Raw genomic sequence first — 16,660 nt, forward strand, 5'->3', positions numbered from 1 at the left:
AATTTGTGTAAAGAATTCGGAGACATCCTAAATTAAAACTTTGCTTTATTTTAGTAACTATCTGCTAAGAAAAATGACTTACAATAGAAAAAATAGACATATCTTATAGATACTTATTTCAGCTTTACCAAGAAAATGTCTATTTTAAAAATTTTATTAAAAAAATACCGACATTATTTAACATATGATACTTGGGGGCTTGATTGAAAAATATAAATAAAATTATCTTCCTAATTTTGCTCACAATCGTCACAATATTTATTGTTATTTATTTAAAAAAAGAGATGAAAGAGCAGCAATTACAACAAGAAAACAAAAGCATTGTACAGAAAGAAAAAAGTATTGAACTGGGATTCATTGAAAAAGAAAAACAAAAAACTCAAAATTTAAAACAAAAAAAATCTAATTTGAAAGTTATATATGATGAAAAAAATTTTAAAGATTTTCTAAACAATTCCTCTCATCAAAAGGTGCCAAATGAATATCAATGGTATTTTGCCTCAAATATTTTAGCAATTGATAAAATTTATTTCAAAAATTTTACAAAAAAAGTTCTTTGGGAAGATGAAAATTTTTATTATTTATCAAATTATTCCGATAAAATCCGTAATTCTTATGAGCATTTCAACCCAAAATATTCTTTAGTTAGTTATGATAAAAAAAATTCTTTAATAGGTGTTGTAAATGGTTACTTTATAATCTTATTAAATGAAGATATAGCTGATCAAAAACGTTTTGAAAGGCAATATAAAATAAAAATAATTTCCTTTTATCCAATTGGAAAAGTACTAATTGCTAGAGCTGTGAAAAATTCAAATATTTTGAATATATATAAGAACTTAAAAACTCATAAGAAGATAAAAAACTTGAGTATTGAGATTATAACTCACTTTCCAAAAGAAGAATAATGTTATAGAAGGATCTAATTTATGTTTTATTTTAAAAAAATTACTATTTTTTTATAACGATACTTTTTATTTTAGCATGTGGTGATTTATTAGAAAAAAAAAGCACTCTAAATTATTCAGATCCATATAAATTTCCACCATTTCAACAAAAACCAATAATTATTTCTTCTCTGTTTGAACAACAATGGTATTTAAAAAATACAGGACAAACTATGATAGATTATACAAAATCAAGCGCTGGATTTGATATAAATCTATCTATACCTAACACAATTACTGGCAATAATGTAAGAGTTTTAATTGCAGACAGTGGTGTCGATTTTAATCATCCAAACTTGCAAGATAGTCTATTATCTGACAGCTCACTTGATTTTTTGCAAACACCTATTGCTGAAAATATGAATCCAGAAGTCCATATCGGCCTCACTGAAAAGGATACAGAATCTAACCATGGAACCAGTGTCGCTGGCATTATTGCTGCAAGGCCACTTGGAAATGATTTTACAGGTATAGCGCCTAGAGTAAAAATAGGTTCAGCAAACTTAATAAGTGTTTTAAACAATAAAAACACGGTTTCTTTAATCAATGATAGACTAAAAACCTATGATTATGCTTTGAAAAAAAAATACAATATTATTAATGAAAGCTTTGGTGGCTCATTTTTAGGTTATTACAGTGAAAATGATAAAAAAGAAAATTTTATTATAAATAATACAATAAAAAACAGCTATAAATTATCAAACAGTTCTGAAGGGTTTATCATTGTAAAATCTGGAGGGAATTACACTTGCAATTCTGATAAAGCTTTAAATTCAAAAAATATGGATGAGTATCTGATTTATAATGGAGTTACAACATTAACTGAAGAGCAAAAGTTATACTTTAAATCGTTACGTCCTACTATGTCTCAAGTGAATTTAATTAGTTCAAATCCGTATACTATTTCTGTTGCAAATGCTATGTCGCATGGAATTATAAATAACTCTTCTAGTATTGGCGCAAACCTTTGGATAACAGCCTTTGGTGGTAATAATCAAAGTGCGCAAAAAAATGACAATCTTCGCTCAGCTGTGGCAAAAAGTGATTTAAATGAGGAAAAAAATTTACCTGCAATTTTCACAACGCGAATCCATAATAATCCTTTTAATTATGATTTCATCTTTGATACTCGTAAATTACCAACTGAAATGAGAAATAATTATACAATAAGTTTTTCAGGTACTTCTGCAGCAGCACCTATGGTGACTGGAGTGATTGCACTTATGTTAGAAGCTAATCCAAATTTATCTTTACGCGATGTAAAATATATTTTAGCAAAGACAGCCAATCATTCCAAAGTATCCCAATTTCAACCAAAGCCATACTGTATAAAAGTTTTAGAAGATCTGAAACATTTTCATGATAATTTTAATGATTTTTGGGATGAAGATCAATGGATCGTTAATCATTCAGCAGAAAAATTTCATTTTAGTTATTATTATGGATTTGGTCTAATCGATGCGAATAGAGCAATAGAGGAAGCTCGTAAAATAAGTGAATATCCAAAATTTATCGGAAGAGCAGAGGAATTTGTTTTTGAAAAAGAGTTTTCTGAATATATCGGACCGAATGAAAGCAAAGTTTTTGAAATTAATGTACCAAAAAAAATTAAGATTGAATCAATACAAGTTACACCTGTTATTGATATTGCACAAGCAGATGGGATTGGTATAAAAATAGAATCTCCTTCTCAAACTAAAAGTATATTATTATATCCAGGAAATTCATTGTTTAAGCAAAAAAATAACAATTTAGGTGCTCTTAACTATCCAATTTTCTATATGCATCAATTAACACAGAACGATGAATCAAATTTATCTTACTTATCAAATGCTTTTTATCAGGAGTCATCTAAAGGTTTATGGAAAGTAACGATATTAAATAGCACTAAAGAACCATACGAAAATGAGACGCTCGATTTTTTTTATTTGAATGCCGGAATGAAAGGAATTAGAATTAAAATAATAGGGCAAGAAATTAATTAATCAGTTGGATAGAATTAATGTTTACATCCCATCCCACAGACATGCCGCATAGCTAAGCGCGCAGCTTTTGCAGCCGGGGAGTCTCCTTTGGATTTGTCAAAGACCGAATAATTATTTGCTACAGCGCTTGAAGTCTGTGCTTGAGAGTTAATATTAAAAGCAGCGACTGCTCGATGAACTGCGTGACCGCAAGTTGGGCACGTTTTTAGTGGTTCGGAATTGAGTGATTGTAAGGAGTCGAAAAAACAGCAATCATTAACAAGCTCATTTTCGGACCAAATTGTAGGTTCGTAAACATATATTGGCAAAGTTAACCTCTTAAATAAATAATTTTATATAGGAAAACGAGTATGATTCCAAAATAAAATTTGAAATCAATTATAAACAAAAAAATATAAATTCAGAATGAATAGTTGTCAAATCATATTCTATTTAATATATTTTATAGCTTTTTTTATTTTGATATCAATAGAAAAATTCAGATTTTAAAAATTGATTTTCTAGCAAATTAAATATATTATGTGTAGGTTATTTGTTCATACTTCGTTCTTTATTTACGATAAGGAAAACCTGTTTTGAATTCTAAAAAAGAAAAACTAGATTTTTATTTAAAAGAGTTTATGCAATTAGAAAAAAAATTTCATGGGGATCCATCAAACTCTCTCACTTTAAATTTTAATAAGCATAAAGGACATCTTGTAATTGCTGGACTTATCCATGGTAACGAAACAGGTTCACTTCCCGCAGTTCTTAAATGTATAAAAAAACTTTTAGATAAAGATCTCAGCTATGGTGGAAAGGTTACTTTTCTCCTTGGCAATATTGAGGCTGCCCAAAAAGATTTGCGTTATATTGAAAGCGATCTCAACCGTAGCTTCGGTGAGAGCTATAAAGGCGAATTCTCCAATGAGCGGAAACGCGCAATCGAACTTATGCCACTCTTAAAAAGTGCAGATGTTTTTATAGATCTCCATCAAACCATAATGCCTAGCCTCAAACCATTCTATATATTCGAAATGAATCATGATAGTTACCATTGGGCACGGGCACTGGGAGGAGCATCCACACTGGTCACTCGTAAAAAAGGAGCTTCCTTTTCCCAAGTTGGAATGTGCAGTGACGAATATGTCCGCAGTTTGAATAAAGTAGGCATTACCCTTGAACTGGGTGAACAGGGTTTTTCAGAATCAGCAGAAATTCTTGCGTTTTCTGTTCTGAAAAGAGCTCTTAATTGCATGGATAAAGTATTTAAAAGTGGTATCCCCATCGAAAAGCTGAGTCGAAAAAATAGCGACTTTGAGTTTTTAACTATTTCGCATAGAGAGCCCTTTGACTCCCCTAAGAAATGTTTAAATACTGGGTTCCGTAATTTTCACAAGCTTTCTAAAAATATGATCGTAGGCGCGGATGAAAAGCAGAATCCCTTAGAATGCCCAAGAGATGGGTATATTTTATTCCCAAAATATCCCATACGAAACAGCTTAGGCGAAGCATCTTTGCCCTTGCCAGGAGAGATTTACGTCATTGCAGAACCGACTCTTATTCATCCACTCAATTGGTTAAAAACTTAAAGATCACTATAAACTTTGCTCAAGCTTGCTAAAATTTTGACGAAATTTAAGAAGAAGCGTTTAATTATTATTTTTGTTAGATTTCAGATGTTCAAAATTATCTTTGAGACTCAATGTATGTCGAATAAATTACTACAGTTTATTATCATAATACTTTGCACTTTTCTTTTTCTATCATGTGGAAAGAAAAGCGCCACTGTCGCACCTCAACATCCAATTCCTTTTGGGATAGAGCTCTATCATTTTTTTCCGACTGACGGACTCACAAATACAAGTCGTGATTTAAGCTATTATGTTATAAAATTTGATATTAACTGCGATGGAAAATCTTTCAAAGAAATAACTATTAGCAATGGACCAAAAATTCTAAAAGTTGTGAAAGACAAAGCCTGCACCGTTAAAATTGAAGAAATTGATTTAGGCAGTCACAGTACTGTGAAAAACAAATATTTACCAGAAAGTGGAAAAGAATTAACTCTAAATGTCTCTAAGAATCTTGATTTTATCCTACCAAATAAACCTCAGCAATATAAAACCGCTTTTGGGTATAATTTCTATATCAATGCTGTTTCATTAAAACCTGGATTATTTTTTATTCTATTTTCAAGCGATCAGACAAACGTTCAGGGTTTATCGTTTAAATTAAATGCTATAGATATATTTAATAAAACTAAGTTCAGTGGATTTCCCAAAAAATAAAATATCAATCATCAATCCATATTTAATTCTATTATATTTTTAAAAAAAGCAAGACATTCAGGATTAGCCATGGACTCTTTATTTTTTATCTCAATATTGTGAATTGTATTACGCACAGCTATTTCAACAATTTTTCCTGATTTCGTTTTTGGAATGTCAGGAATTGCTATAATTTTTGCAGGTACATGTCTCGGTGAACAATTTTTCCGTAAAGCACTTTTAATATCAGTTATTAATTTTTCTGTTAAGGTGACGGATTCACGCAAACGCAAAAATAGAATTATTCGATTGTCGTTTTTCCAGTTTTGATCGACTGCTATACATTCTAATACTTCTTCAAATTGCTCTACTTGTCGATATATTTCAGCCGTTCCAATCCGCACTCCACCAGGATTTAAAGTGGCATCAGAGCGCCCATAAATAATAATCCCATTGTGTTGTGTAATTTCTATCCAATCACCATGATGCCAAATATTTTTAAAGCGCTCAAAATAACTCGCTTTATATTTAATTTTTTCCGGATCATTCCAAAAATAAATCGGCTGGGATGGAAATGGAAATGAGCAAACCATTTCTCCTTTTTGTTGAACAACACTTTCTCCATTTTCATTAAATACTTCAACTTTCATTCCTAACCCACGGGTTTGAATCTCACCTCGATAAACTTTGCCAATGGGATTTCCTAATACAAAGCAAGATATAATATCTGTTCCACCTGAAAGAGAGGAGAGGCAGATGTCTTTCTTAATGCTTTCATAAACATAATCGAAACTTTCTGCTTGTAACGGCGATCCCGTTGAACCAATAGTTTTTAATGTTTTAAATTCATAAATCGTGTTTGGCTGACAATGCGATTTCTTAAGGGAATCAATATACTTTGCAGATGTTCCAAAAAATTGAGCTTTTTCTTCATCAATATATTTTAATAAAACTTGCGAATCAGGTGAAAAAGGCGATCCATCATAAAGTAACAAAGAGCATTCGGACGCCAATGCAGAGACCAACCATTGCCACATCATCCAACCACAAGTCGAATAATAAAATATTTTTTCATTCGCTTTAAAATCACAATGAAGAATATGTTCCTTTAAATGCTGTAAAAGAGTACCTCCAGCCCCATGGACAATGCATTTAGGGATCCCCGTCGTACCAGAAGAATACATAATATAGAGTGGATGATTAAAAGGCAGCTGCTTAAAAATAAGCTCTTTTTCTTTATACAACTCTATTATTTCGGGATAAACATGCAGAGAATAATTTTGAATATTTCTCTGCATGTTTAAAGAAATTTTTTCATTAAAATATGAAATACAAATAATATTTTTAAGAGAAGGAAGATTTTTTATAATCTCACTTACTTTATCTTGGCTATCAATAACTTTCCCGTTATAAACACATTTATCTGTGTAAATAAATAAAATAGGTTCTATTTGCCCAAAGCGGTCAATAACCCCTTGCACTCCAAAATCTGGTGAACAAAAGGAACAAATAGCTCCCAAACTTGCAGCAGCTAATAGGAAAACAACGGCTTCAATTGAGTTGGGCACAAATAAAGCAATTCGATCATTTGCTGTTATACCAATTTCAACTAAAAACTGTTGTAATTTAGAAACTTGTATTTGAAGTTCTTGAAACGAAATATTCCGAGAAAAAATATTCTCTGCCCGAAAATAGAGAGCAGTTTCATTGTTTTTTTTTCTAAGTAAATTTTCTGCGAAATTGAGTCGTGCTTGAGAAAACCATTGAGCATTTATAAAATCATCCGCATTTTGTAAAATGCTTTCACCCTTTATTTCTGCTTTTATTTGGCAAAAATCCCAAAGGCTAGACCAAAATTTTTCACACCCATTGTCATTCGTATTTGTTGAGATAGACCAATTATAAAGTTCTTCATAATTTGAAAGATTAAGCGAATATTTATTGTTAATATATTTGATAAATCGAACAAGATTAGAAGACTCAAATCTTTCTTTAGATGGTTCCCATAAACAAGTGGCTTCATCACTCGACAAATAATAAAATGCTTTTCTCAAGAGCATAAGCTAATTATCCTCTAATATAAAATTATGCGGGGAGGGCTTCCCAAATTTATCTATTTTTACAAAGACCAGATCACAGTTTAGAATAATACGGAGACGGTCATCGCTGTCAATCTGTTTTGCTCGTGCCACACATTCCACTGTAATTGATGTTTTACCTACTTTTTTTACACGACATAATAGCTCAAGAACATCGCCTAATCGAGAAGGCTCATTGTATAAAACCTCGGATATTTTTTTTGTTACAATAAGATGTGTTTTTAATTTTTCCATTACAAAAATACCAGCACATTCATCGACCCACTGAATAAGCAAACCACCAAAAAGTGTATTTGCTGCATTTAGATGTGCACTCAATACCAAATGCGATGTTACGCGTGTGTACTTGTTTTCATTGATTTTAATTTCACTTTGTTTTTTGACTTCGATTTGTTCTACAGTTGACATAAAAAATCCTCTTTCGTTAGGATAGTTGTACTAAAAGTTAAAAATAGAGCTATAATGTAGAAAAATCAATTTATTTAGAAAGCAGAGAAATGACTCCAGAGCAAAAAGCTGCAGCAATTCTTGCCTTAGCAGGAGAAGAAAACGCCAGTCAACTTGTACAAAACATACCAAAACATGAGATAAAAAGAATTTTTCGAGCATTTAGCCGTTTGCCACAAATGACAGACAAAGACATCGATAAAATTGCTAAAGAATTTTTAGAAATTATAAAAAAAATAAATTCTGAGAAACATGATTTCTCTATTGAAAAAGTAAAAAAAATATTAAAATCAGCAAATGGAACATTAAAAGATGACAATTGGTTTGAGAGTATTTCCGATGCTTTTATTGTGGATGATATTAGAAGACTCCTAGAAATAATTGATAATAGATCTCTGTCAAATTGGCTCAAAAATGAACTTCCACAAACCATGTCTCTCGTCTTGTCTATATGTACACCTGAAAAATCATCTGCACTTTTTAAATTTATGCCTGAGTCTATACGCTCAGAACTCATATTACGCATCAGTCAGATGAATCACGTTGACACCTTAGAACTTGAAAACTTGCATGAAGAACTCGAAAAATTAAATAAGAATTTTAAAACTGTCATCACCTCAGCAGGCGGATTCGAAAAAATTTTGGCAGTCCTCCAAGCTTCACCCGTTGAGCAGAGACAAAAACTGCTTGAAGGAATCACCTTAAGGGATCCAGACCTAGCCCAAAAACTACAATTTGAGCTGATATCAGTTGCAAAAATTTCCGAACTGGATGCTCTGCATTTAGGTATTTTATGCAGCAATCTCTCAGATAAAATTTTGAATTTAGCCCTCCGACTCGAGCCCACTGATATTAAAGAGAAATATTTAAGTGCCGTGTCTAAAAAAAGGAGGCATTTGCTAGAAGAAAGCCTGAATGAAGGAAAAGTTAGCAAAAAAGAGGCTGAAGAGGCGGCTTCTTTGCTTGTAAAAAAAGCATTGTCTTTGAAAGATGAGGGTAAAATAGTGTTTCCATGGGAAGAGACTTTGATATAAAAGAGCTTTGCTGCTTGATGCACTTATATTAATTGATGGAGAACACTATGAGTCACAAAGAATATCCAGTCACTGTTGTCACCGGATTCCTTGGTTCAGGAAAAACAACACTTCTTAACCGTATGCTTTCTGAAAACCATGGAAAGAAAATTGCGGTGATTTTAAATGAAATCGGTGATGTCAATTTAGATTCAGAATTGGTTGTGCAGAGTATTGGTGAAGAACTTAAAATCATGAATAACGGCTGTGTTTGCTGCACTGTCCGTGGTGATCTCACAAAAATCTGCCTCGATCTCATTGCTAAAAAAATTGATTTTGACCATCTTGTCATTGAAACGACTGGTATGGCTGATCCAAGCCCGGTTGCACAAACATTTTTTATGGACGAAAATCTGCGCAAGTATTTCTTTCTCGATGCTGTTATTACAGTTGTAGATGCAAAACATATCGATCAAAATTTATCTGAAATTAAAGAAACGCAAGATCAAATTGGATTTGCAGATGTTATTTTATTAAACAAAATAGATACAATTAAAGAAACAGAAATTGCAGAAGTTGAGAAAAAAATAAAACATATTAACTCAATTGCTCGCATTTTTAAAACTGTAAATTCCAATATTCAAATAGCAGAAGTTCTTGGCATTAATGCATTCGATTTGCAAGCAAGAGCAGAACTCAATCCAGACATAACAAAAGAATATCATGAACACAATCATGATGATGCTATTCAAAGTATTTATCTTGAAGAAAAACGTCCTCTCGACATGGAGCGCTTAAATAGATTTATGCAGCTTGTAATTGCTGAATTAGGTAATCAAGTTTTACGTTATAAAGGTGTCTTAAACGTAAAAGATGAGCCAAACCGTATCGTTTTTCAAGGTGTTCATACGACGATGGGAAGCAATGAAGACAGACCTTGGGGAGCGGGCGAAGAAAGAAAAACAAGAATGGTCTTTATTGGCAGACATCTGCCAAAAGAAGTATTAGAAGAAGGTTTATCTCTCTGTATTGCTAAGTGATAAACTCATAAATATAAAAGTCACTGGCTTTCGGCTGATTGAAATTGAACGATATTATAAACGGCTTCATTGGCTTTCTTATAATATTGAAAACCATCTATGTTTACAGGTTTAACATATCTATCATCGTCATTAATTATAAAAACTATTTGACCATTAATAATGGTCAAACCTTCTGATTTGTTATTGAATTTTAAGGGAACAGAATTTTGCATAACAAGATGAGGAGCATTTCCTTGATTGATTTCATCTTGATTGAGCGTCCACAGATAAGCACCAATACTTCCACTTTTCGATTCAAAACTTGTCAATAATAAAAGTCTATTGTTGTATTTATCCCATTCAATACTCGATAGACCTATCTCTTCATTGACGAATTTCTTTGATTCATTGAATTCATATACTAATTTAAAATCATCATTTAAATAAATTTCATCATTATTTTCGCAGTAACTCACTGATATAAATTTAATTGTATAATTAAAATCTTTATAACTGTTACCTTGTTCTCTCACACCGATTAAAAATTGATTCGTAGGCATGATAGCTAAACCTTCAATTTTAAAATAATTAGGACTGCCAAGTGCTTTGGAAATATATTTACGCAGATCTTTGGATTCACCATCACTCGTTTTTATTTGCATATAATTTACTTTATTGAAATCATGTGATTTCCAATAAATAAGCGTGCCATTTGTATCGAACTTTTCATCTTTCTGGTAATCAAATGCAGTGATAGCAAAAAGATATTTCTCGTCAAAAGAAACCGTAATGTCTTCAATTTTTCTTGGTTGAATAAAATGTCTCTGAGTGTGATATGTTACTTTTTGTGGTTTTTTATGCCAGAGAGAATTATAGTCAATAGAAAAAACAGGAGAAAGAGGAGGATTTAAAGGTTTGTCATTACCAAAAACCAATTTATTATCATAAAAGACGACGGCGGAAGCTTCACAATGAGCAACCTTATGATCGGCAGTTCTTGTTCCTTCAGGAAAACAAGTGATAATCCCGTTTTTTGATATTATTGCTTGATCATTTAGAATTTTTTGCTGATTATTCTTATTTATTGAAATACAAGAAACAAAAGTTAATAATGAAAAACATATAAACTGAATCCTCATACTCACTCCGAAAATAATACTTAAATTGAAAAAATGACTCTATATAAGTTCAAAAAACTTATATAAAAATGTAGCTCAAAGATTGCGTCAATATAAAAAAAATTGCAAATCACAAAATAACAAGTTCAGGTACAACATAATTCATACCAGTTTTCCAATCAGTCAAAAATCCTTTGAGGATTTTCAATTGAATGTTTATCACAATCCATTTATTCTTAAAGAGTATTGGGGGTTTCTATGGCAAAAAGCGAAGAAGCAAAGTATAAAGTCACTGTCTCAGATGGTGCTTTTGAAATCCGCGAATATGCAGAAATGATCGTGGCACAAGTCGAAACTTCGGGTGAACAAAAAGATGCATTACAGGAAGGCTTTTTTCTTTTGGCAAATTATATTTTTGGAAACAATACGACCCAGAAAAAAATTCCAATGACAGCACCCATCAGCCGGCGCAGTGAAAAAATTCCAATGACCATTCCAGTCATCCAAAAAAGATCGGGTGAGGTCAATTGGCAAATTGAATTCATTATGCCCGCTTTTTTTAATTTAGAAAACATTCCAATTCCTAATAATTCAAGGGTTCAATTGATTGAAAGAGACATACAAAATTTTCTCGTTGTCAGATATAAAGGCAGAAATACTAAAAAAAATATACAAATTCATTTAGATAAAATTATATTATATGCGCAAGAAAAAAATATTAAAATAAAAGGGCCATTTTTCTTAGCATATTACAATCCTCCATGGACTCTTCCCTTTTTTCGCAGAAATGAAATCATGTTCGAAATTATATAGCTCAGAATAAAATCTTGCATGAATCAAATGGTTTTATTCAGATTTGATATCAGGATCTACATTTAAAAAAGCTTTTTTTGCAACTTCACCAATGATATTCGTCGTGACTGCATCGAATGTTCCGCCAATAACGGCTCCGATTAATGGAACGGCTTTACCCATATTGACAGCGCTTTTTTCACCAAATTTAGCCAAAAGACGAAAACCAACGGCTTTATTTATTTGTTGAATTGTTTCTAAACTCAATTTGTGAATAACTGTATGCAATAACTTTGAACCAATGTCGATCCCTACATTTTTCAAAATATCACCACCCGCTGATCCGCACATACAAGCAAAGATCATCGTTTTCACTCTGTCATCTTTCACATCGTAGCCGTTCATAATCGCAATTGCTGCTATCATCCGCACTTGAACGAACATAACACTCGCTAAATTTACTGGTATAGCTACAGGCACAGTGACAAAGCCACCAAGTCCAGAGGCAAAGCCAAAAGCCGCAGCTTTTGTATTCTGCCACCGGATAAGGGAATCCACTTTCTCGGCAAGTGTCCCTTTTTCTTTTAAATAATCTTCTGCAAGCGAATAAGCGCTGTCCAACCCCGGCAACGATTGTGTTATTGCTTTGCTATAAGCCCAATCGAGTGCCTTCATAATTAGAGATTCATTTAACTTCTTTGACATAAACTCACTTTCTCACCCACTGCAGATAACTACAGCATTTCCAACCTCAGGAAAATAAATGCTAGATACCACACTCAATGCAGAAAAAGCAGCTTAGCTCAATTTAGCAAATTACAAAAATGCTCTCCAAAGCAAAGCACCAAAAATACCACCAACGAGAGGACCTAAAACAGGAATCCATGCATATCCCCAATCTGATTTCCCTTTTCCTGAAATGGGCAGGAGAGAGTGAGCTATGCGCGGAGCTAAATCACGTGCGGGATTGATTGCACAACCTGTAGCCCCGCCTAAAGAAAGAATCACAGCCCAAACAAGTAAACCGACAAAATATGGGCCCATAGCAGGTGAAATCGCACCATTGTTTGTCGCTTTGCCGAAAATCGCTCCTATACCGAAAACAAGGACACAGGTGCCAATCACTTCATTCATAAAATTTGCCCCTGAGCTACGGATGGCAGGTCCTGTCGAAAAAACGGATAAAATTGTAGAAGGATCTTTTGTTTCTTTCCAGTGTGAATAATAGGCAAGCCAAACGATGACAGAGCCAACGAAACAACCGAGAAATTGAGCGAGAATGATTGGTGTGAGTTGCTCTAATGTATATATACCCCCTAATAAATACTTAGCGAGTGTTACAGCAGGATTAAGATCTGCTTGGACAGAACCGGTGGATTTAGCCACGAAAACAGCACCCATGACAGCAAAACCCCAACCTATCGCGATTGCCAGCCACCCAGTATTCAAACCCTTTGATTTTGTTAACACGCAATTCGCAACGACACCTCCGCCAAAAAGCATTAAAAAAATGCACCCTAAAAATTCACCCAGTACAATATCTTCCATGATATGAACCTCCTGCTGTTCTAAAAAAAAATATACCAATGGATACAAACGGAACCATTCTTATAGCATGATTTAAAATTCATGAGTGTTTCTAAAAAACACTATTTTAAATTATTTGTCTATAACACATTTAAAAAATTAATCTTTCCATCACACACTTTACACATGGCAAATACAAGAGTTAATACAAAAATGATTGCTTTATGTATGATGAAAGCTGAAGAAACTTATTCAGCATTGTATAAATGAGAGATCATTGTAATACAAGAAAGGAACAAATAAATGATAGGTTCTTTGCGTGGAATATTAATTAACAAAAATCCAGAGAGTATTCTTTTGGATGTAAATGGAGTTGGCTATGAATTAGAAGTTCCTGCATCTACATTGTGCTTACTTCCTCCCTCAAACCAAGAAACCTATATCTATGTATTAACACACGTTAGAGAAGATGCTATTCGTTTATTTGGATTTATTTCTCATTTCGATAAAAAAGTCTTTCAAGAACTCATTTCTGTTTCAGGAGTCGGACCGAAAGCAGCACTTGCCCTGTTAGGTTCTGTGGATGGACACGATCTTTGTGAAATTATCAACTGTGGACAAATTGCAAAATTAACAGCCATCCCTGGAATTGGTCCAAAAACAGCTGAACGCCTCATTCTCGAACTTAAAACGAAAGTGCAAAAATTATTGGCTCGTCATAAAGATGATGTGGAGATTCAAAAATCAAATATCACTAAAAACATTGCAGGTTCAATAATAACTGAAAATAAAATCACCCAGAAAATTGAACAAAAAATAATTCGCAGACAAATTGTTGAAGATCTCAAAAGCGGACTGACAAATTTAGGTTATAAAGATAAGCAATTTACTGAAGTTGTGAATAGTTTCGAACAACGAATGCAACTTGGCGAAGAAATCACCTTAGAAGTTGCATTAAAAGAAGCACTCTGTAAACTTTCTGAAAGAATACTCCAAAAAAACTAAGGTAATAAACAATGGAAACAAGTGTTCATGCAAACCTGGAAAATGCTCTTACTATGCAAGAACTTGCTAAAGAAATCATTGAGCCACATTTAAACTTAAGACCAAAAAGTTTTGAAGATTATCCTGGACAAGAGCGCATCTGTGAAAATTTAAAAATATATACCAAAGCCGCTAAAATGCGGGGTAAAATGCTTGATCATTGCCTTTTTCATGGACCACCTGGTCTTGGCAAAACAACACTAGCAGGTATTATTGCAGAAAATATGGAATGTCAGATAAAAATAACTTCTGGCCCTGTTATTGAACGTGCTGCCGATCTTATGGGTATTCTTGCAAGTCTAGAAAGCAAAACAATTTTATTTATCGATGAAATCCATCGCCTACCAGCAAATGTTGAAGAAATTTTATATTCTGCAATGGAAGATATGCGCTTAGATATTTTAATCGGCCAAGGACCAACTGCACGAACTGTAAAATTCGACCTTCCACCTTTTTGTTTAATAGGAGCCACGACACGGGCCGGTTCTATTTCTGCTCCTTTAAGAGATCGTTTTGGTATACAAGAACATCTAGATTATTATTCCAATGAATCTCTTTGCAAAATCATTATGCGTAGTGCGCGTATTATGCATACAAATATTGAAGAAAGCGCTGCGCAATGCTTGGCGAAAAGATGCCGTGGAACACCTCGTATTGCCAACCAACTTTTACGCAGAGTTCTTGATTTTGCTTTAGTTGCTAATAAAACGATTATCGATGTGGAAATTATTGATAGAGCGCTTGAGCGATTGGGAGTAGATTGCGAAGGACTTTCGCATATGGATAGAGATTTTCTCAGAATAATGCATGAACGATATAATGGTGGACCTGTCGGTCTAGAAGCTATTTCCGCAGCACTCAATGAAGAAAAGAGCACTTTAGAAGATGTGTATGAGCCTTATTTAGTTTATCGTGGATTTATCTTAAGAACGGCAAGAGGACGAATGCTTTCTCCCTTAGGAAAAGAGCATTTATTAAAATTTATTTAATCTTTAGTTTTGAATATTTATCAATAATATCTTTGTATTCCTGACTCTTAATAACATTATTAAGTCCTTGTTGAAAAAGAATCGATTTATTTATATTTTTCTTAGAAAAAGCAACAAAGCGAGGAACTTTTTTAATAGAACTTGGTAAAAAGCGCACTTTATCAAAAACCTCATGTTCCTTTGCTTCGTAAGTTAGAGTAGCAAGATCTCCTATGATAACGTCTACATCTTTTTCTAACAATTTCTGTATAAGTTTGTGATTATTTGTGAATTCAACTTTGTTTAAATTGTTATTTTGATCAAATTCTTTTGTATAGTTAAAGCCTTTTACCACTCCAATTTTTTGTAACTTAAAGTCTTCTAATTTTTTCCAATCTTTTAAGTTTGAATCTGTTCTCACCATAAAGACCATGATTCCTTCACGAATTGGGCCTATAAGAATAAACTTATTTCTTCTCTCTTTGGTCTCTACCATTTGCCAAACAAAATCGATTTCGTTATCTTCTAAATAATTGACCACAGTTTGCCAAGGATAAGTTTCTTTAGTGTATTTAACTCCTATTTTATGCATAACTAATTCTACAATTTCTGTATCCATCCCAACCATTTTTCCATCTTTAATATAATTGTATGGTGGAAAATTTGCTTCACATGCACCTTTCCAAACTTCTTCTGAGTAAACAGGGATAAAGCTAATAAAATATAAAATTAAAATATTTTTTATTAATTTAATAAAACCATCTAACATATCACCCTCGGATCGGCTCATCAGCTATTCCAAACTGATTAAATGCCACATCACTATCGGAACTTTAATTAAATTATTAATTTTTTATAATTTTTAAGCAAATGACGTTGCCAAGAACAAACCAAGGGCGTTTTACACTTTCGAATTCTTCGAAAGTTTCTTTCGGGACTCCAACGTATTGCATATTATTTACAATTCTCGCAATGGCACGAAACTCTCCGCCACCACAGGTTGGCAAGAGATCGATATAGTCTTCCGCTTTTGCTAAAGATTTAAATGGCAAATAAACGTCTGTATTGCGAAAAGCCACTCTATCTTCTTTGTTAAAAGTAAATGGCAAAGATTCGTTTGGGTTGGGGTTGTCTAAAACAACAATTTCTACAGGCATAAAATCCATATACCAGATGGCTGCAAGGGAGCGTAATTTTTTTCCATCAATATATTCAACCTCTTGAACGACAAAACGCCATTTTTCCAAATCATAATATTCAAACCACGTGCGTTTTAAAGGAATAAATATCGGTTGAATAAATTTGTTTCTTCCTGTATTTCCTTGGTTTTTTGTGGATTGGCACGAAATAAAAAATGAAAGTAGCATATAAGTCAAAAATTTTGCTAATGATGGATGGTATCGTATGCACATAGTACCTTTGTGATGACCTCGCTTGGGAACCCTTTTG

At 33.0% G+C, this 16,660-nt stretch carries 17 protein-coding genes; 9 read left to right on the top strand and 8 right to left on the bottom strand.

Features of this window, described 5'->3' with window-relative positions; genetic code table 11:
- Nucleotides 1-203 precede the first annotated feature (203 nt).
- Nucleotides 204-908 (top strand): hypothetical protein, encoded by a 705-nt coding sequence (locus tag H7355_RS01915; protein ID WP_186644487.1) that lies wholly within the window; start codon nucleotides 204-206, stop codon nucleotides 906-908.
- Between the two features lie 212 nt (nucleotides 909-1,120).
- A complete protein-coding gene (locus tag H7355_RS01920; RefSeq protein WP_186644489.1) occupies nucleotides 1,121-2,932 on the top strand; it encodes a S8 family serine peptidase in 1,812 nt (603 codons plus the stop codon).
- Between the two features lie 14 nt (nucleotides 2,933-2,946).
- Here the strand turns inward: H7355_RS01920 and H7355_RS01925 are convergent, their stop codons facing one another.
- A complete protein-coding gene (locus H7355_RS01925) occupies nucleotides 2,947-3,240 on the bottom strand; it encodes an FmdB family zinc ribbon protein (RefSeq protein ID WP_186644491.1) in 294 nt (97 codons plus the stop codon).
- Nucleotides 3,241-3,507: 267 nt separating this feature from the next.
- On the opposite strand from H7355_RS01925, the gene H7355_RS01930 reads away from it, so the two are divergent.
- Together H7355_RS01930 and H7355_RS01935 are read left to right on the top strand one after the other, a co-directional pair.
- The gene (locus tag H7355_RS01930; protein WP_186644493.1) at nucleotides 3,508-4,503 is read left to right on the top strand and encodes a succinylglutamate desuccinylase/aspartoacylase domain-containing protein; all 996 of its coding nucleotides are present in this window, start codon (nucleotides 3,508-3,510) and stop codon (nucleotides 4,501-4,503) included.
- A 117-nt stretch (nucleotides 4,504-4,620) separates the two neighbouring features.
- Nucleotides 4,621-5,202 (top strand): hypothetical protein, encoded by a 582-nt coding sequence (locus H7355_RS01935; RefSeq protein ID WP_186644495.1) that lies wholly within the window; start codon nucleotides 4,621-4,623, stop codon nucleotides 5,200-5,202.
- Nucleotides 5,203-5,213: 11 nt separating this feature from the next.
- Here the strand turns inward: H7355_RS01935 and H7355_RS01940 are convergent, their stop codons facing one another.
- Both H7355_RS01940 and H7355_RS01945 read right to left on the bottom strand, forming a co-directional pair.
- On the bottom strand, nucleotides 5,214-7,241 hold the full coding sequence (locus H7355_RS01940) for an acetoacetate--CoA ligase (RefSeq protein ID WP_186644497.1): 2,028 nt from the start codon (nucleotides 7,239-7,241) through the stop codon (nucleotides 5,214-5,216).
- A gap of 3 nt (nucleotides 7,242-7,244) precedes the next feature.
- Entirely contained in the window at nucleotides 7,245-7,688 is a 444-nt protein-coding gene (locus H7355_RS01945; RefSeq protein ID WP_186644499.1) for an acyl-CoA thioesterase, read from the bottom strand.
- 89 nt (nucleotides 7,689-7,777) lie between these two features.
- Between H7355_RS01945 and H7355_RS01950 the strand changes: the two genes are divergently transcribed.
- Both H7355_RS01950 and H7355_RS01955 read left to right on the top strand, forming a co-directional pair.
- On the top strand, nucleotides 7,778-8,761 hold the full coding sequence (locus tag H7355_RS01950) for a FliG C-terminal domain-containing protein (RefSeq protein ID WP_186644500.1): 984 nt from the start codon (nucleotides 7,778-7,780) through the stop codon (nucleotides 8,759-8,761).
- Nucleotides 8,762-8,808: 47 nt separating this feature from the next.
- Nucleotides 8,809-9,780 carry a CobW family GTP-binding protein gene (locus H7355_RS01955; RefSeq protein WP_222435637.1) on the top strand — a complete coding sequence of 324 codons (972 nt, stop codon included), beginning with the start codon at nucleotides 8,809-8,811 and terminating at the stop codon, nucleotides 9,778-9,780.
- A gap of 20 nt (nucleotides 9,781-9,800) precedes the next feature.
- Here H7355_RS01955 and H7355_RS01960 read toward each other — a convergent pair whose 3' ends face one another.
- Nucleotides 9,801-10,901, bottom strand: a complete 1,101-nt coding sequence (locus H7355_RS01960) for a hypothetical protein (RefSeq protein ID WP_186644501.1) — start codon at nucleotides 10,899-10,901, stop codon at nucleotides 9,801-9,803.
- A gap of 237 nt (nucleotides 10,902-11,138) precedes the next feature.
- On the opposite strand from H7355_RS01960, the gene H7355_RS01965 reads away from it, so the two are divergent.
- Complete coding sequence (locus H7355_RS01965) at nucleotides 11,139-11,693, top strand: SOUL family heme-binding protein (protein WP_186644502.1); 555 nt, start codon at nucleotides 11,139-11,141, stop codon at nucleotides 11,691-11,693.
- A 33-nt stretch (nucleotides 11,694-11,726) separates the two neighbouring features.
- Here the strand turns inward: H7355_RS01965 and H7355_RS01970 are convergent, their stop codons facing one another.
- The gene (locus tag H7355_RS01970; RefSeq protein ID WP_186644503.1) at nucleotides 11,727-12,377 is read right to left on the bottom strand and encodes an EcsC family protein; all 651 of its coding nucleotides are present in this window, start codon (nucleotides 12,375-12,377) and stop codon (nucleotides 11,727-11,729) included.
- Nucleotides 12,378-12,488: 111 nt separating this feature from the next.
- Nucleotides 12,489-13,220: an MIP/aquaporin family protein gene (locus H7355_RS01975; RefSeq protein WP_186644504.1), complete on the bottom strand. Its 732-nt coding sequence runs from the start codon at nucleotides 13,218-13,220 to the stop codon at nucleotides 12,489-12,491.
- A gap of 282 nt (nucleotides 13,221-13,502) precedes the next feature.
- Here H7355_RS01975 and ruvA point away from each other — a divergent pair, with 282 nt between their 5' ends.
- A complete protein-coding gene (ruvA, locus tag H7355_RS01980) occupies nucleotides 13,503-14,204 on the top strand; it encodes a Holliday junction branch migration protein RuvA (RefSeq protein WP_186644508.1) in 702 nt (233 codons plus the stop codon).
- An 11-nt stretch (nucleotides 14,205-14,215) separates the two neighbouring features.
- Entirely contained in the window at nucleotides 14,216-15,232 is a 1,017-nt protein-coding gene (ruvB, locus tag H7355_RS01985) for a Holliday junction branch migration DNA helicase RuvB (protein ID WP_222435638.1), read from the top strand.
- Here ruvB and H7355_RS01990 read toward each other — a convergent pair.
- Together H7355_RS01990 and H7355_RS01995 are read right to left on the bottom strand one after the other, a co-directional pair.
- Complete coding sequence (locus tag H7355_RS01990) at nucleotides 15,225-16,001, bottom strand: substrate-binding periplasmic protein (protein WP_186644509.1); 777 nt, start codon at nucleotides 15,999-16,001, stop codon at nucleotides 15,225-15,227. The two genes, ruvB and H7355_RS01990, sit on opposite strands and share 8 nt — an antisense overlap.
- A gap of 55 nt (nucleotides 16,002-16,056) precedes the next feature.
- Nucleotides 16,057-16,623 (bottom strand): hypothetical protein, encoded by a 567-nt coding sequence (locus tag H7355_RS01995; protein WP_186644510.1) that lies wholly within the window; start codon nucleotides 16,621-16,623, stop codon nucleotides 16,057-16,059.
- Nucleotides 16,624-16,660 lie beyond the last annotated feature (37 nt).

The organism is Fluviispira vulneris (assembly GCF_014281055.1).
Taxonomy (GTDB): Bacteria; Bdellovibrionota_B; Oligoflexia; order Silvanigrellales; family Silvanigrellaceae; genus Silvanigrella; species Silvanigrella vulneris.

Excerpts from the sequence above, each read along its gene's own strand:
- H7355_RS01975 (WP_186644504.1), bottom strand. The coding sequence starts at position 13,220 with ATGGAAGATATTGTACTGGGTGAATTTTTAGGGTGCATTTTTTTAATG.
- H7355_RS01950 (WP_186644500.1), top strand. The coding sequence starts at position 7,778 with ATGACTCCAGAGCAAAAAGCTGCAGCAATTCTTGCCTTAGCAGGAGAA.
- H7355_RS01995 (WP_186644510.1), bottom strand. The coding sequence starts at position 16,623 with ATGTGCATACGATACCATCCATCATTAGCAAAATTTTTGACTTATATG.
- H7355_RS01960 (WP_186644501.1), bottom strand. The coding sequence starts at position 10,901 with ATGAGGATTCAGTTTATATGTTTTTCATTATTAACTTTTGTTTCTTGT.
- H7355_RS01965 (WP_186644502.1), top strand. The coding sequence starts at position 11,139 with ATGGCAAAAAGCGAAGAAGCAAAGTATAAAGTCACTGTCTCAGATGGT.
- H7355_RS01945 (WP_186644499.1), bottom strand. The coding sequence starts at position 7,688 with ATGTCAACTGTAGAACAAATCGAAGTCAAAAAACAAAGTGAAATTAAA.
- H7355_RS01920 (WP_186644489.1), top strand. The coding sequence starts at position 1,121 with ATGATAGATTATACAAAATCAAGCGCTGGATTTGATATAAATCTATCT.
- ruvA (WP_186644508.1), top strand. The coding sequence starts at position 13,503 with ATGATAGGTTCTTTGCGTGGAATATTAATTAACAAAAATCCAGAGAGT.
- ruvB (WP_222435638.1), top strand. The coding sequence starts at position 14,216 with ATGGAAACAAGTGTTCATGCAAACCTGGAAAATGCTCTTACTATGCAA.
- H7355_RS01990 (WP_186644509.1), bottom strand. The coding sequence starts at position 16,001 with ATGAGCCGATCCGAGGGTGATATGTTAGATGGTTTTATTAAATTAATA.
- H7355_RS01970 (WP_186644503.1), bottom strand. The coding sequence starts at position 12,377 with ATGTCAAAGAAGTTAAATGAATCTCTAATTATGAAGGCACTCGATTGG.
- H7355_RS01935 (WP_186644495.1), top strand. The coding sequence starts at position 4,621 with ATGTCGAATAAATTACTACAGTTTATTATCATAATACTTTGCACTTTT.
- H7355_RS01955 (WP_222435637.1), top strand. The coding sequence starts at position 8,809 with ATGAGTCACAAAGAATATCCAGTCACTGTTGTCACCGGATTCCTTGGT.
- H7355_RS01940 (WP_186644497.1), bottom strand. The coding sequence starts at position 7,241 with ATGCTCTTGAGAAAAGCATTTTATTATTTGTCGAGTGATGAAGCCACT.